This window comes from Pseudomonas viridiflava, assembly GCF_900602065.1.
Lineage (GTDB): Bacteria > Pseudomonadota > Gammaproteobacteria > Pseudomonadales > Pseudomonadaceae > Aquipseudomonas.
The window spans coordinates 516341-531512 of the sequence record NZ_UWFN01000285.1 but is presented as its reverse complement, the minus strand read 5'-3'; the positions used below and the strand labels follow the sequence as shown (position 1 = coordinate 531512).

Below are 15172 nucleotides of genomic sequence, written 5' to 3'. Positions count from 1 at the left end.
CCAAAAACAGAGTCGAAAGTTTCTCATTTATGGGGTCAAGTCGATAGAAACCTGGCCGACATCCACTCAAAAGGAGAACTGATAATGTTGCAACCGACGCTTCCCTTGAGTGTGGTGCCTGTGACTTCGCAACTGGATCCGGCCCGGAATGTCCCCGATATTCCGCCTGTCGCACCGGTGCAGCCAAGTTCCAGCGAAACCAACATCGACCTGCGTAACGAGGAAGAAGAGCGCAACGCCTGGCTGCTTCGTGAAGAGCAAGCCCGCCACGAGGAGCAGCAGCGTCGTCGTGAAGAAGGGGCCGATGAACCTGAGCATCTTGCCATTCCTGGCGTTGCCCTGAACGCCGACAACACCGTACCTGTCGTGCCGTTGATGGACGATGAGCCGCGTCAGGGGCTTTGGGTCGACGTGCAGGTTTAAAGCGCTTTTTTTCGCATAGGGCTCATCTCGCGCAATGCCAGGAGCAACGTGTCTATCTCAACGTCAGTGTTTAGATAACTGACAGAAATTCGCGCAATGTTCACCAGCCCTCTGGCCTGCATGTCCAGCGGCGTGTAAGCCACGCCATTGGCGCCGATATTTATTCCTTTCGCGGCTAGCTGCTGTTTAATCTCTACGGCGTCCCAGCCTTCCAGCGTGAATGAAACCAGGCCCGACTGATCCGTTGCTGCGCCACAATCTTGTAGTTTCAGTCCTGTGACTTCTGTCATCCGCTGCCGTAATGACGACGCCAGTTGCTGAATGCGTTGTCGGACACGGCCCACACCCAATGCTTCGACTTCACTCAGTGCGTTATTCAAACCGGCGATCAGCGTCAGCGATATTTCGCTGGTTTCAAAGCGTCGGGCATCGTTGCGCGGGGTAAAGTTTTCGCCGTGTCTGGGCGCAGACAGGACGTCAACAAAGGGCGGCTGGAGTTGTTCGACATAACCCTCGCGGATGTACAGCAATGCCGTGCCCCGAGGGCCGCGCAGAAATTTGCGGCAGGCGCCTTTGAGCACATCGCAGCCCAGCGCCTGAACATCAACGCTGATCTGCCCCAATGCCTGTCCTGCATCGATGAAGTAAGGAATGTTGTGCCGCTTTGCCACTGCACCGATGGCCGCAGCCGGATTGATCAGGCCGCCGTTGGCGGGCAGCCAGGTCAGTGAGATCAACCGTACACGCTCATCGATCATGGCCTCCAGCGCGGGCACCGACACCGCGCCGTTCTCATCACATGGGATTACTTCCAGGCTAGCCCCGGTGGCGAAGGCCTGGGCCATGCAGGCCAGGTTGCCGCCCCATTCGTGACGCCCGACCAGAATCCGGTCTCCGCGCCGCCATGCTCCCAGTGCGCTGAAGGCCATGCCCCACGCCGCAGAGCCGCTGCTCAGAAATGCAATGGAGGAGGGCGTGCAGTTGATCAACCGTGCCGCCGTGTCACGGGCATTCTCCAGCAGGGTTTCGCCCTGTGCAGCAGCTTCCATCGGGCCTTGGCTGGCTTCCCGGTTCATCTGTTCGATCATTGCCGTTATGGTTGCCTGGCTGGGCAGCGACGCGCCGGAGTGATTGAAGTGGATCACCCGCTGGCAACCTGGCGTCGCGGCACGCAGTGTCTCGATCTGCGCGTCGGTCAAGGGCTGAGTCATGGTCTTAGCTCGAAGATGGCATCCGCTTCAACGGCGACGCCTGCAGGCAGGCTGGAAACGCCGATCGATGTGCGTACGTGTCGACCGGCTTCGCCGAGCACGTTGACCAGCAGGTTCGACGCGCCGTTGCCCACTGCGCCCTGACGGGTGAAATCGCTGGGGCAGGCGACAAATACGCCCAACCTTACGACCCGCACCAGTTTTGACAGATTGTCACCAATCACCGAATCCAGTTGCGCCAGCAAACCCAGCGCTGCCAGTGCTGCTGCGGCGATGCCTTGCTCTTCGCTCAGGCTGTCACCCACCCGGCCGACGAATGCGGGCTGACCGTGAAGCATGGGGATCTGCCCCGACACATACAACAGGTTCTGGCTGATCACTGTGCTGACGTAGTTGCCAGCGGGGCCGTCCACAGGCGGAAGTTGCAGGTCCAGTTTTTCCAGTTGTTTACGCAGACTGTTGGTCATGAGTGGCTCTCCATAAGGTGAGCGCACAATGAAAGTCGGCGTTCGCTTCGACAAACTGAAAGATTTCACCCTACGTATCGATATCGCTCAATCATCCTCGCGGCTGGCAGCAACCAGCCAGTCGACGAAGCGCTGGGTCACGCTGCTCAAGGGCGCGTCGCCGGTTACCAGCCAGTAACCAATCTCCCCTTCGTAGATGGCGTTGGGCAGCAGGTGCACCAGCGAGCCGTCTTGCAAGCGTCGCTTGATCAAGCGATCACGGCCCATGGCGATGCCCTGACCGGCGACTGCTGCCTCCACCACAATGTTGTAGTCGTGGAGCATCAGGCTCGACAGCTGGCTGATATCGATGCGCAGTTGTTTCGCCCAGTCCAGCCATTCGAACGGAATGGTCGCTTGTGCAGTGAGCAGTGGACCGGGTGCCAAACCAGGCTGTTTGAAGTCGTGCTGCGCTGCGAGCCAGCGAGTCTTGTAGTGCGGACTGCAGACCGGGAACAGGCGTTCGTCCATCAAGCGCACGCCGTTGACATTGGGCCAGCCTCCTTTGCCATAACGGATCGCAAGTTCAACCTCGCCACCGGCCACGTCTGCCAGGTCATAGGAAGGCACCAGTTCGACACGAACGTCAGGGTTGGCTGAAATAAACCCCGACAGGCGCGGTGCCAGCCACATCGTTGCGAAAGAGGCGAGCAGGCCGATGCGTAAAACGCTGGGTGCCGGTGCGGTGTGACGAATGCTGCGAGTCGCCGCTGCGATGCTTTCCAGCGCCTGACGAACCTGTAGTTGATAGGCACGACCCGTTTCAGTCAGCTCGATGGCGCGGGTGCGGCGGATAAACAGGCGGCACTCGAGGAACTCTTCCAGTTTGTGAACCTGATGACTCAAGGCGCTTTGCGTGACCGATAACTCCCGGGCCGCCTTGATGAAACTCAGATGCCGCGCAACCGCCTCAAAGGCGCGCAGTGTCAGCATGGGGGGGAGGTCGCCATGCAGAGCGGTCTGTGGCGAGGCGGATGCTGTCGTGGTGGGTTGCACGGGGTTCAGATCCTTTGGAAGAAACAGCAAGGTTGTCGATTGTGCCGCCAAAATCCTCCTTGAGCGACTGTCGCAACCCGAACGATGGCCTGACGCAGTGGATCGCTACTGGTCAGGCTCGTCGCGATTGAGCATTATTGGCCCAACTACCCTGTGTTCGAGAATTGCTGGCCATGAGCGGAGACGAAAACCTGATTGACCTGGGCGCCGAGCGCGCCAAGCGGGTACATGACCTCAATGACAAGCGCCTCAACGAAGTGCGCAATGCCTTCGAGCAGGCGATGCCCCTTGAGTCCGGCAAAAAGAAGCCGAAGAAAAAGCCCAAGAAGCGTTAGGCGCTGAGTGCAGGTGAGTTTTCTGCACAGTGTTCCGACGGGCCCTGTAGAAGTGCGCTTGCCCGCGATTGCGTCAGGACAGCCCATGTATTCATCGACCAACTGACCGGATCGCAGCCTTCGGCAGCGCCTACAGTGATGCGGTTGTACACCCCAATACCATTGACCCAAATCAGTTATCTGCGCGCTCACTCAATGAGCGAGCAGTGCTATTGATTTGGGTCAATTTCCGTCTGCCTGACTCTGGTTAATCTAGCCCCATCGAACAAGGACAACACAACGAGCAGGAGGCGCGGTTATGTTTCTCGACAATGTGGTGGTGGCCGGTGTCGTAACCGTTGGCTTGATGCTGGTGTTCTTCGCAGGCTTCGGACTATTCATCTGGAAGGACTCGCAAAAACGCAAATAGGGCAGAGGCCTTCCAATAAAAAGAGCACGCAAGGCATTTTGGGCGACTTCGGTCGCCCATTTTTTTTGCTTTTTTTGATCGGCTCTATCTGTAGGAGCTGCCGAAGGCTGCGAAAAAGGTGGGTCTGATACAACGCCTTCGCAGCCTTCGGCAGCTCCTACAATGGCCCGTATCAGCCGATGCTGATGGCTGGCAGCGTTGTCAATGTCACGGTCTGCTGTTTGCGTGGCGCAAGGATTTCCGCTTCGCCGTCCACAACCAGCTCATCGCGCTGGTTGAATACGCGGGTTGCGATGCGAACGCGGAATTTAGGCAGCTTTTCCAGGATTTCCAGGCGTACGGTCAACGTGTCACCGAGTTTGACCGGCTTCTGAAAGCTCATCTGCTGACCGAGATAAATAGTGCCTGGGCCAGGCAACTCGCAGGCGACGGCGGCGCTGATCAGTGCGCCGCTGAACATGCCGTGGGCGATACGCTCTTTGAACATCGTCGATGCAGCATACTCGGCGTCCAGATGGACCGGGTTGTGGTCGCCCGACATTGCAGCGAACAGCTGGATGTCACGCTCTTCAACGGTCTTGCTGAAACTGGCGGTCTGGCCGACTTCGAGGGCTTCGTACGGCGTGTTGGTAACCTGGGTCATGAGTGATCCTGAAAATTGAATATTGATGTCAAACGCAGCGATGACGATCCGGTGCGCTTATTCCGCCCGGCGCGGTCGTGGCTGTTGCAGTGCCTGTTCCAGCCAGTCAATTACATCACGGGTGACTTCATCACGGTTGGTTTCGTTGAGCACTTCATGCCGCGCTTGCGGGTAGATCTTCAGTTGTAACATTTGATGGCCTGCCGCGACCAATGCGTCGGCAAGATCTTTCAGACGCTTGCCCTCACTCACCGGATCACATTCACCGCCAATGATCAGCAACGGCAAGCCCGGATCGATCTGCGCCAGGTTCGACGGTTTGCTGATTTGCTGCAGGCCGCCAAGCATGTCCAGCCATAGCTGATTAGTGCAACGGAAGCCGCACAGCGAGTCGAGCACATACTTGTCGACCTCGTCAGGGTCACGGCTGAGCCAGTCAAAACACGTGCGTTTCGGTTTGAATGCGTTATTGAACGAGCCGAAGGTCAGCCACTCGATCAATGCACTACGACCGGTTTTGCCCTGGCGAAAGCGCTCCAGGCGGGCAATCTGACGCGCACCGCGATACAGCGTGACCGGCTGGAAGTTGGAGCCGCTGAGAATCGCCCCCTGCAAGCCTGCGCCATGGTGCTGCAGATACGCTTGGGCGATGTAGCTGCCCATGCTGTGACCTAGCAGGAAGACCGGTACGCCAGGATGCCGTTGGCCGATGGTTTGAGCGACGCTGGCCAGGTCACCGACCACTTTGGGCCATCCCTGTTCATCGGCGTAATGTCCGAGCATGCCTTGATCAGCCGTTTTGCCATGGCCGCGCTGGTCGTGGGCGTACAGCGCAAACCCGGCTTCGCCCAATGCCATGCCAAGGTGTGTGTATCGGCCACTGTGCTCAGCCATGCCGTGGGACAGCATGACCACCGCTTTGGGCTCGACATCGGGCAGCCATACATTGACGTAAAGACGGCTTTGGTCACTGGCGTCGAGCCAGAACGGCTGATGTTTCATGACAACTCCCGAAGCTCAATGGTCAGCGTTAAACGTCCTGTTCATGAAGTGTAGAGTGAATGACGAATCGCAAACCGGCCAGCTCTGTAATTCATGGTAATGATGTCGCAGGTCTCTATATTTGCCTTCCACGCTTTAGCTGCTAACGTCCGGCAAGCTCCCGCACCATCACCGCGGGCCAGACCGTCTCAGGTAAGAGGATAAAAACAAATGCAACCTGATTTCTGGAATGACAAGCGACCGGCAGGCTTGGTAACCGGGGTGGATGTTCACGCCTACAAGTCGGTTGTAGAAGTGTTCGAACGCAGCTGTCACAAGTTTGCCGACCGTCCGGCGTTCAGCAACATGGGGGTGACGCTGACCTATGCCGAACTGGATCGTTATTCGGCGTCCTTTGCAGCCTGGCTGCAACAGCACACCGAGCTCAAGCCCGGTGATCGTATCGCCGTGCAGATGCCTAACCTGTTGCAGTACCCGATTGCCGTATTTGGTGCGTTGCGTGCAGGCCTGATCGTGGTCAACACCAACCCGCTGTACACCGCGCGGGAGATGCGTCACCAGTTCAAAGACTCCGGCGCTAGGGCACTGGTGTATCTGAATATGTTCGGCAAATTGGTGCAGGAGGTGCTGCCTGATACCGACATCCAGTACCTGATCGAAGTCAAAATGGGCGACATGCAATCGACCGCCAAGGGCTGGCTGATCAACACCATTGTCGACAAGGTCAAGAAGCTGGTTCCGGCTTATCACTTGCCACAGGCTACCCGCTTCAAGGCCGCGTTGAGTATGGGCCGAGGCCATGAGTTGAACCCGGTGGCACTGCAACTCAGCGATGTTGCGGTGCTGCAATACACGGGCGGCACAACCGGCCTGGCCAAGGGCGCGATGCTCAGCCATGGCAACCTGGTGGCCAACATGCAGCAGGTGCACGCCTGCATGTCACAGCACGGTAGTGACGGCAATCCGGTGTTTCAGGAAGGCAAGGAAATCATGATCGCGCCGCTGCCGCTGTATCACATCTATGCGTTCACAGCGAACTGCATGTGCATGATGGTCAGCGGCAATCACAACATTCTGATTACCAATCCCCGGGACATTGGCGGCTTCATCAAAGAGCTCGGCAAGTGGCGTTTCACTGCGATGATCGGCCTCAATACGCTGTTCGTAGCGCTGATGAACCATCCTGATTTCAAGTCACTGGATTTCTCCAGCCTCAAAAGCACCAACTCGGGCGGCACCGCGCTGGTCAAGGCCACAGCCGAACGCTGGAAAGAAATTACCGGTTGCGGGATCGTCGAAGGCTATGGCCTGACCGAAACCTCGCCCGTCGCCAGCGCCAATCCTTATGGAGAGCTTGCGCGCCTCGGAACGGTTGGCATTCCTGTGCCGGGCACATTGATGAAGGTCATTGATGATGACGGCAATGAGTTGCCGTTGGGCGAGCGTGGCGAGCTGTGTGTCAAAGGTCCTCAGGTGATGCTCGGTTACTGGCAACGCCCGGAGGCGACGGCCGAAGCGCTGGACGCCGAGGGTTGGTTCAAGACCGGCGATATCGCAGTGATAGAAGCTGATGGCTTTGTCAGCATCGTGGATCGCAAGAAGGACCTCATCATCGTCTCCGGCTTCAACGTGTACCCCAACGAGATCGAAGACGTCGTCATGGGACACCCTGGCGTCGCCAATTGCGCAGTGATCGGTGTGCCGGATGAGCGTTCGGGAGAAGCGGTGAAGCTGTTTGTCGTGCCCCGCGAAGGTGGCGTCAGCGTTGAAGAGCTGAAGCTGTTCTGCAAGGAAAACTTCACTGGTTATAAACAGCCCAAGCACATTGTGATACGTGAATCACTGCCGATGACGCCCGTGGGCAAAATCCTGAGGAGGGAGCTGCGGGATATCGCGTAATGCACACCTGTTGGAGCGAGGCTTGCCCGCGAATCGGCCTAAGAGGAATGTCAGGAGCACCGTATCAGCGTCCTTCGCGGGCAAGCCTCGCTCCAACAGGTTCCACGCCATCTCATCGACCAAGTGGCTCTAAACCAGTCATTACAGCCAGATTAGCGACAAATAGTATTAAAGCTCTAAACGTGACTACTATTAATTCTTGAGTCATTTTTGTGACTGTAGGGGCCTTCTTTGCCTCTAGGCGGCCTATTGCAAAGCTGCTACTCTCGGCCCGCTTTTGACCTGTCACTAAGCAACGAAGCGTTAACCGCAAAATTCCAAAACACAAGAAAATCATCGCATTCAAGCGATGTGAAGAATTCGCTGTCGCTGAGGAGCCCGGCTTCCATGATTGAAAACTTCTGGAAGGACAAGTATCCGTCTGGCATTCCTGCCGAGATCAATCCTGACGAATACACAAACGTCCAGGCCGTATTGAAACAGTCTTGCGAGCGTTTCGCCAGCAAGCCAGCGTTCAGCAATTTGGGCCAGACCCTCACCTATGGTGAGATGTATGAGCAATCCGGGGCTTTTGCTGCCTGGATTCAGCACCATACCGACCTGCAGCCCGGCGACCGAATTGCCGTGCAGTTGCCCAACGTCCTCCAGTACCCCATTGCCGTATTCGGTGCCATGCGCGCCGGGTTGATCGTGGTCAACACCAACCCGCTGTACACCGCTCGGGAAATGGAACACCAGTTCAAGGATTCCGGCGCCAAGGCGCTGGTATGCCTGGCGAACATGGCGCACCTGGCTGAAAAGGTGGTGCCTAAAACCGGCGTCAAGCATGTGATTGTCACTGAAGTGGCGGACATGCTGCCACCGCTCAAGCGACTGCTGATCAACAGCGTCATCAAATACGTTAAGAAGATGGTCCCGGCTTATCACCTGCCCGCCGCGATCAAGTTCAATGACGTGCTGAGCAAAGGCCGTGGCCAGTCGTTCACCGAAGCTTCGCCTGCCAGCAATGACGTTGCGGTGCTGCAATACACCGGCGGCACCACGGGCGTGGCCAAAGGCGCAATGCTCACCCACCGCAACCTGATCGCCAACATGCTGCAATGCAAGGCGTTGATGGGCTCGAACATGAACGAAGGCAGCGAAGTGGTCATCACGCCGCTGCCCCTCTATCACATCTACGCGTTCACCTTTCACTGCATGTCGATGATGCTGATCGGCAACCACAACATCTTGATCAGCAACCCGCGTGACTTGCCGGCGATGGTCAAAGAGCTGTCGAAATGGAAGTTCAGCGGTTTTGTGGGCCTCAATACGTTGTTTGTGGCGCTGTGCAATAGCCCGGAATTCCGCAACCTTGATTTCTCGGCGCTGAAGGTCACGCTGTCCGGCGGGATGGCTCTGCAACTGGCCGCTGCTGAGCGCTGGAAGGAAGTGACCGGCTGCGCGATCTGCGAAGGCTATGGCATGACTGAAACCAGTCCTGTGGCCAGCTGTAACCCTAACCAGAAGATTCAGGTCGGCACCATCGGCATTCCGGCGCCTTCGACGTTGTGCAAAGTCATCGACGATGCAGGCAACGAGTTGCCGTTCGGGGAAATCGGCGAATTGTGTATCAAGGGCCCGCAGGTGATGAAGGGCTATTGGGAGCGCCAGGAAGCGACCGATGAAATGATCGATGCGGATGGCTGGCTCAAGACCGGCGATATTGCACTGATCCAGCCTGACGGCTACATGCGCATCGTCGATCGCAAGAAAGACATGATCCTCATCTCCGGCTTCAACGTGTACCCCAACGAGCTCGAAGACGTACTGGCGACCTTGCCAGGCGTGCTGCAATGCGCGGCCATTGGAGTCCCGGACGATAAATCCGGCGAGGCGATCAAGGTCTTTGTGGTGGTCAAACCGGGCATGACCCTGACCAAGGACCAGGTCATGGAACACATGCGCGCCAACCTGACTGGGTACAAAGTCCCACGCAGCGTCGAATTCCGAGACGCGTTGCCCACGACCAACGTCGGCAAGATCCTGCGTCGCGAATTGCGTGATGAAGAGTTGAAGAAGTTGGGGTTGAAGAAGTAAGCAATTCCAATTGCTTGAAGCTCCTCCACACGTTCTGACATGAAATGCAATCACCTGTGGGAGCGGTGCTTGCCCGCGATAGGAGCAACGCGATCTAAAGTGAATCGCGTCCAGCCTTATCGCGGGCAAGCACCGCTCCCACAGGAATCTGACGCGATCCAACAACACCGCACCTGCATCATCCCCGCCAAATCTGCGACAATCCCCGCCTTTGCACCCATCAAAAGACCCTGCGCACCTGATGACCGATCAAACGCCCTCGATTGACCAACTCCTGAAGAACCTCGACCACGCGATGATCAGCGATCGTCATCGCTTGCGCCGCCAGTTGCATGAGCTGCGCAAGAAGCCCGATGAGGCGAAGCTGGCGCAGTGGGGGGCGAAGGTGCAGGCGTCGTGCGCTCAGGTCACAGCGCGGCGTGACAGCGTGCCGGTGATTCGTTACGACGACAGCCTGCCGATTGCTGCCAAGCGCGACGAGATCAAAGAGGCGCTGCTCAAGCATCAGGTGCTGATCATCGCGGGTGAGACCGGGTCGGGTAAAACCACTCAGTTGCCGAAGATCTGCCTGGAAATCGGTCGCGGGCAACACGGCTTGATTGGCCACACTCAGCCGCGTCGAATCGCGGCACGCAGCGTCGGCAGTCGCGTGGCAGAAGAGCTTGGAACGCCACTGGGCGCGCTGGTCGGTTATCAGGTGCGCTTCGAGGATCAGAGCGACAGCAGCACGCTGATCAAACTGATGACCGACGGCATCCTGCTGGCCGAAACCCAGCATGACCGTTTTCTTGAGCGTTACGACACGATCATCGTCGACGAAGCGCATGAACGCAGCCTGAACATCGACTTCCTGCTGGGCTATCTGAAAACCCTGCTGCCACGTCGCCCGGACCTGAAGGTGATCATCACCTCGGCAACCATCGACTTGCAGCGCTTTTCAGAGCACTTCAACGACGCGCCTATTGTGGAAGTGTCCGGGCGTACGTTCCCGGTGGAAACCTGGTACCGCCCGCTGACCTCGCAGCAGGACGAAGAGGGCAACAGCGTTGAAGATGATCTGACCGTAGATCAGGCGATTCTTGCGACCCTTGATGAACTGGCAGCTTTCGAACGCAGCGAGCGCAAGAGCCCTGGTGATGTGCTGGTGTTTCTGCCCGGCGAACGTGAAATTCGTGATGCGGCAGAAATGCTGCGCAAGGCACAGCTCAAACACACGGAAATCCTGCCGCTGTATGCGCGCCTGTCGCCTGCCGAGCAGCAGCGGATTTTCCAGTCACACCCTGGACGGCGTGTGGTACTGGCGACCAACGTTGCGGAAACCTCGCTGACCGTACCGGGCATTCGCTACGTGATCGACACCGGGACCGCGCGCATTAGCCGATACAGCTACCGCGCCAAGGTTCAGCGGTTGCCGATTGAAGCCGTCTCGCAAGCCAGTGCCAACCAGCGTAAAGGCCGATGTGGGCGGGTCGAGCCGGGTCTGTGTGTACGGCTCTACAGTGAAGAAGATTTCAACGGGCGACCGGAGTTTACTGATCCGGAAATCCTGCGCACCAACCTTGCTGCGGTGATCCTGCAGATGTTGCATCTGCGGCTGGGCGAGATCACTGATTTCCCGTTTATCGAGCCGCCAGACGGCAAAGCGATCAGTGACGGTTTCAATCTGTTGCAGGAGCTGTCGGCGGTCAACCGCGAGAACCAGCTGACGCCTTTGGGCCGTCAATTGGCACGCTTGCCGGTTGATCCGCGTATGGGTCGCATGCTGCTGGAAGCGGCGAAGCAGGGCAGTTTGCAGGAAGTGCTGATCGTCGCCAGTGCCATGTCCGTGCAGGACGTACGCGAGCGTCCGCCGGAGCGCCAGCAGGCGGCGGATCAGGCCCACGCACAATGGAAAGACGCAGACTCGGACTTCGCCGGGCTGGTCAATCTGTGGCGTGGTTTCGAAGAGCAACGCCAAGCCCTGACTGCCAGCCCGCTGCGTAACTGGTGCCGTCGTAACTTCCTCAATTACCTGCGTTTGCGCGAGTGGCGCGACGCCCATCGGCAGTTAGGTTTGATCTGCCGTGACTTGCAGCTCACGGTCAACAAAGAGCCAGCCGACTACCCCAAATTCCACAAGGCGATTCTCTCCGGTTTGCTCAGTCAGATCGGTCAGAAAGCCGACGAAGGCGATTATCTCGGCGCACGTCAGCGGCGCTTCTGGATTCATCCGTCTTCGGGCCTGGGCAAAAAACGCCCGCAATGGCTGATGACCGCTGAACTGGTGGAAACCACCAAGCTTTATGCGCGCATGGTCGCCAAGCTCGATTCAGACTGGATCGAGCCGCTGGCCGGACACCTGATCAAGAAAAACCACTTCGAACCGCACTGGGAGAAGAAGCGCGGCCAGGTCGTGGCGTTTGAGCAGATCACCTTGTTTGGCCTGATCGTGGTCGGTCGTCGGCCGGTGCACTACGGGCCGATTGATCCGGTGGTGTCCCGCGAGCTGTTCATTCGTGAAGGGCTGGTGCGTGGCGAGATCAACTCACGGGCCAAGTGCCTGAGCGCCAACACCAAACTGCTGGAAACCCTCGACGAACTGGAAGCCAAGGCGCGCCGCCGCGATATTCTTGCGGATGAAGACACGCTTTACAGCTTCTACGAAGCGCGGATCCCGGCCGAGATTCATCAGGCTGCGACCTTCGACCATTGGTACAAAACCGAGAGTCAGAAGAACCCGCAGTTGCTGATCATGCGCGAAGAAGACGTGCTGGCGCGTGAAGCCAACGAAGTCACCGCGGCGTATTACCCCGATACCCTCAAGCTGGGTGATCTGACCCTGCCGCTGACCTATCACTTCGAACCCAACCATCCTCGCGATGGCGTGACCGTGCGCGTGCCTGCGCCGTTGTTGCTGTCGTTGCCCGCCGAGCGGCTGGAATGGCTGGTGCCGGGCTTGCTGGAAACCAAGTGCATTGCACTGGTGCGCAATCTGCCCAAGGCGATTCGCAAGAACTTCGTGCCTGTACCTGACTTCATAAAAGCCGCGCTGCAGCGCATTACCTTTGGCGAAGGCTCGTTGCCTCAGGCGCTGGGCCGTGAGTTGCTGCGCATGACCGGCGCACGCGTCAGTGACGAAGCCTGGGCTGAAGCGGCGCAGCAGCTTGAAAGCCACCTGAAGATGAATCTTGAAATCGTCGATGGCAACGGCAAGTTCCTCGGCGAAGGCCGCGAGCTGGACGAATTGACTGCACGCTTTGCCGAGGCCAGCCAAGCGGCGTTGGCCGTGCCGCAATCGGCAAAAGGTCAGCAGCCCGTGGAGGCAAAAGTCTTCGCGCCGGTGGCGGAAAAAACCCAGCAGAACATTGCCGGTCTATCGATGACGGTCTACCCGGCGTTGGTGGAGGAAGCGGGCACGGTCAAGGAGGGGCGTTTCTCGACCTCAGCCGAAGCCGAATATCAGCATCGCCGAGCCTTGCAGCGTTTGCTGTTGCAGCAATTGGCTGAACCGGCCAAATTCCTGCGCAGCAAATTGCCGGGGCAAACCGAGTTGGCGTTGCTGCATCGCGAGTTGGGGCGCGTTGATGCGCTGGTCGAAGACATCCTGCTGGCCAGCCTCGACAGTTGCGTGCTGGAAGGCGAAGCCAATTTGCCACGCGACGGTGCAGGGTTGCTGGCGTTGGCCGAGCGCAAGCGTGGCGCCTGGACAGAACACGCCGAACGTCTGGCCAAGCTGACCCTGGATATCCTCAAGCTCTGGCATGGCCTGCAAAAGCGCTTCAAGGGCAAGATAAACCTGGCTGAAGCCGTGGCACTCAACGACATCAAGTCGCAGTTGGGGCATCTGGTCTACCCGGGGTTCGTCCGTGAAACACCTGCGCAGTGGCTCAAGGAGTTGCCGCGTTACCTGAAAGCCATCGAAATGCGCCTCGAAAAACTTCCCGGGCAGGTTCAGAAGGACCGGGTCTGGAGTCTCGAACTCGCCGGGCTTTGGACTCAATATCAGGCCCGCGCCAGCAAACATGCCCAGGAAGGCAAGCGCGACCCCGAGCTGACGGCGTATCGCTGGTGGCTGGAGGAGTACCGCGTGTCGCTGTTCGCCCAGCAACTGGGGACCAAAATGCCGGTTTCCGACAAGCGCCTGAGCAAACAGTGGGGGCAGGTGGAGGGCTGACAACTACGTGCTGTCTCTGTAGGAGCTGCCGAAGGCTGCGTAGCGTCATTCCCGACACACCGCCTTCGCAGCCTTCGGCAGCGCCTACAGGTCCTTTGTTCAAACTCCCACATATACAGGCCGATATGGCACACTTCGCCCCTTGAACCCCGAGGTGTTGCCCGGCTTCCATCGCGCCAAGGGAGTTCCATAAGTTTGCATTGGTACGTTGGTCCCAATTTGGTGGGGTGACGGCGCCTATGCCCGCGCAGGTCGCTACCTGCATTGATCAATAAGAGAGGAACGACCGTGCACAACGTCGTCATCAGCGGCACAGGCCTGTACACCCCGGCCAACAGCATTTCCAACGAAGAGCTGGTGCAGTCTTTCAATACTTACGTTGCTCAATTCAACAGCGAAAACGCTGTCGCTATCGAGCGGGGCGAAGTCCAGGCGCTGACTGAATCCAACGCCGCCTTCATCGAAAAAGCCTCGGGTATCAAAAGCCGCTTTGTCATGGACAAGGACGGCATTCTCGACCCGCAACGCATGAAGCCGCGTTTGCCCGAGCGTTCCAACGATGAGTGGTCGATCCTCTGCGAAATGGGTGTTGCGGCGGCTAAACAGGCTTTGCTGCGTGCGGGCAAAACGGCTGCCGATGTGGATGGCGTTATCGTCGCCTGCTCCAACCTGCAACGCGCCTATCCGGCGATCTCCATCGAGATCCAGGCTGCGCTGGGCGTTCAAGGTTTTGGCTATGACATGAACGTGGCCTGTTCATCCGCAACGTTCGGTATCCAGGCAGCAAGCAACAGCGTGCAATTGGGCCAGGCCCGCGCAGTGTTGGTGATCAGTCCGGAAATCTGCACCGCGCACCTGAATTTTCGTGACCGCGACAGCCACTTCATCTTTGGTGATGCCGCCACGGCTGTGCTGGTTGAGCGTGCCGATCTGGCCACTTCGGCCTATCAGTTCGATATTCTCGGCACCAAATTGCTGACCAGCTTTTCCAACAACATCCGCAACAATTTCGGCTTCCTCAACCGTACCGCGGAAGAGGGTGAAGGTCAGCCAGACAAATTGTTCGTGCAGGAAGGCCGCAAGGTGTTTCGCGAAGTCTGCCCAATGGTCGCCGAGCTGGTCGGGGCGCACCTTGAGCAGAACAGCCTGAACGTCAGCGATGTACAGCGCTTCTGGCTGCACCAGGCGAACCTGAGCATGAACCATTTGATCGTCAAGAAACTGCTGGGCCGCGACGCGTCGGTAGAAGAAGCGCCGGTGATTCTCGACACCTACGCCAACACCAGTTCGGCTGGCTCTGTCATCGCCTTCCATACTTATCAGGATGATTTGCCGAGCGGCGCGCTGGGCGTGTTGAGTTCCTTCGGTGCGGGCTATTCGATTGGTAGCGTGATCTTGCGTAAGCGTTGAGTGTTGCAGCAGGTCGCTCGGCGCTCCTGACACAGCGCTGTCGCGCAGTAAACGGGAACCAGTAGGAGCGCGCTTGCCCGCGATTCGATTTGTCAGTTGATGAATT

The 15172-nt window shown here is 58.1% G+C and carries 12 protein-coding genes; 7 read left to right on the top strand and 5 right to left on the bottom strand.

What is annotated here, in order from left to right:
- Positions 1–84: 84 nt before the first annotated feature.
- On the top strand, positions 85–423 hold the full coding sequence (locus EE949_RS20765) for an aspartate-semialdehyde dehydrogenase (protein WP_122665992.1): 339 nt from the start codon (positions 85–87) through the stop codon (positions 421–423).
- Here EE949_RS20765 and EE949_RS20760 read toward each other — a convergent pair.
- The 3 genes from EE949_RS20760 to EE949_RS20750 all read right to left on the bottom strand — a co-directional run bounded on the left by EE949_RS20760 (position 420) and on the right by EE949_RS20750 (position 3073).
- Positions 420–1634: an aminotransferase class V-fold PLP-dependent enzyme gene (locus EE949_RS20760; RefSeq protein WP_122665991.1), complete on the bottom strand. Its 1215-nt coding sequence runs from the start codon at positions 1632–1634 to the stop codon at positions 420–422. The two genes, EE949_RS20765 and EE949_RS20760, sit on opposite strands and share 4 nt — an antisense overlap.
- Positions 1631–2101: a RidA family protein gene (locus tag EE949_RS20755; protein WP_122665990.1), complete on the bottom strand. Its 471-nt coding sequence runs from the start codon at positions 2099–2101 to the stop codon at positions 1631–1633. The genes EE949_RS20760 and EE949_RS20755 overlap by 4 nt, the downstream gene beginning before the upstream one ends.
- Positions 2102–2188: 87 nt before the next feature.
- A complete protein-coding gene (locus EE949_RS20750) occupies positions 2189–3073 on the bottom strand; it encodes a LysR substrate-binding domain-containing protein (RefSeq protein WP_122665989.1) in 885 nt (294 codons plus the stop codon).
- A 236-nt stretch (positions 3074–3309) separates the two neighbouring features.
- On the opposite strand from EE949_RS20750, the gene EE949_RS20745 reads away from it, so the two are divergent.
- Together EE949_RS20745 and ccoM are read left to right on the top strand one after the other, a co-directional pair.
- Positions 3310–3471: a hypothetical protein gene (locus tag EE949_RS20745; RefSeq protein WP_122666139.1), complete on the top strand. Its 162-nt coding sequence runs from the start codon at positions 3310–3312 to the stop codon at positions 3469–3471.
- Between the two features lie 298 nt (positions 3472–3769).
- Positions 3770–3880: a cytochrome c oxidase subunit CcoM gene (gene ccoM / locus EE949_RS29995; RefSeq protein ID WP_025261439.1), complete on the top strand. Its 111-nt coding sequence runs from the start codon at positions 3770–3772 to the stop codon at positions 3878–3880.
- Between the two features lie 172 nt (positions 3881–4052).
- On the opposite strand, the gene EE949_RS20740 is transcribed toward ccoM, so the two are convergent.
- Positions 4053–4523 carry a MaoC family dehydratase gene (locus tag EE949_RS20740; RefSeq protein WP_122665988.1) on the bottom strand — a complete coding sequence of 157 codons (471 nt, stop codon included), beginning with the start codon at positions 4521–4523 and terminating at the stop codon, positions 4053–4055.
- A 57-nt stretch (positions 4524–4580) separates the two neighbouring features.
- A complete protein-coding gene (locus EE949_RS20735; RefSeq protein ID WP_122665987.1) occupies positions 4581–5525 on the bottom strand; it encodes an alpha/beta hydrolase in 945 nt (314 codons plus the stop codon).
- A gap of 210 nt (positions 5526–5735) precedes the next feature.
- Between EE949_RS20735 and fadD2 the strand changes: the two genes are divergently transcribed.
- The 4 genes from fadD2 to EE949_RS20715 all read left to right on the top strand — a co-directional run bounded on the left by fadD2 (position 5736) and on the right by EE949_RS20715 (position 15066).
- Positions 5736–7424, top strand: a complete 1689-nt coding sequence (fadD2, locus tag EE949_RS20730) for a long-chain-fatty-acid--CoA ligase FadD2 (RefSeq protein WP_122665986.1) — start codon at positions 5736–5738, stop codon at positions 7422–7424.
- A 387-nt stretch (positions 7425–7811) separates the two neighbouring features.
- Positions 7812–9503 carry a long-chain-fatty-acid--CoA ligase FadD1 gene (gene fadD1, locus EE949_RS20725; RefSeq protein ID WP_122665985.1) on the top strand — a complete coding sequence of 564 codons (1692 nt, stop codon included), beginning with the start codon at positions 7812–7814 and terminating at the stop codon, positions 9501–9503.
- A gap of 241 nt (positions 9504–9744) precedes the next feature.
- Positions 9745–13656, top strand: coding sequence for an ATP-dependent RNA helicase HrpA (gene hrpA / locus EE949_RS20720; RefSeq protein WP_122665984.1), 3912 nt, complete (start codon positions 9745–9747; stop codon positions 13654–13656).
- A 288-nt stretch (positions 13657–13944) separates the two neighbouring features.
- Positions 13945–15066: a beta-ketoacyl-ACP synthase III gene (locus EE949_RS20715; protein ID WP_122665983.1), complete on the top strand. Its 1122-nt coding sequence runs from the start codon at positions 13945–13947 to the stop codon at positions 15064–15066.
- Positions 15067–15172 lie beyond the last annotated feature (106 nt).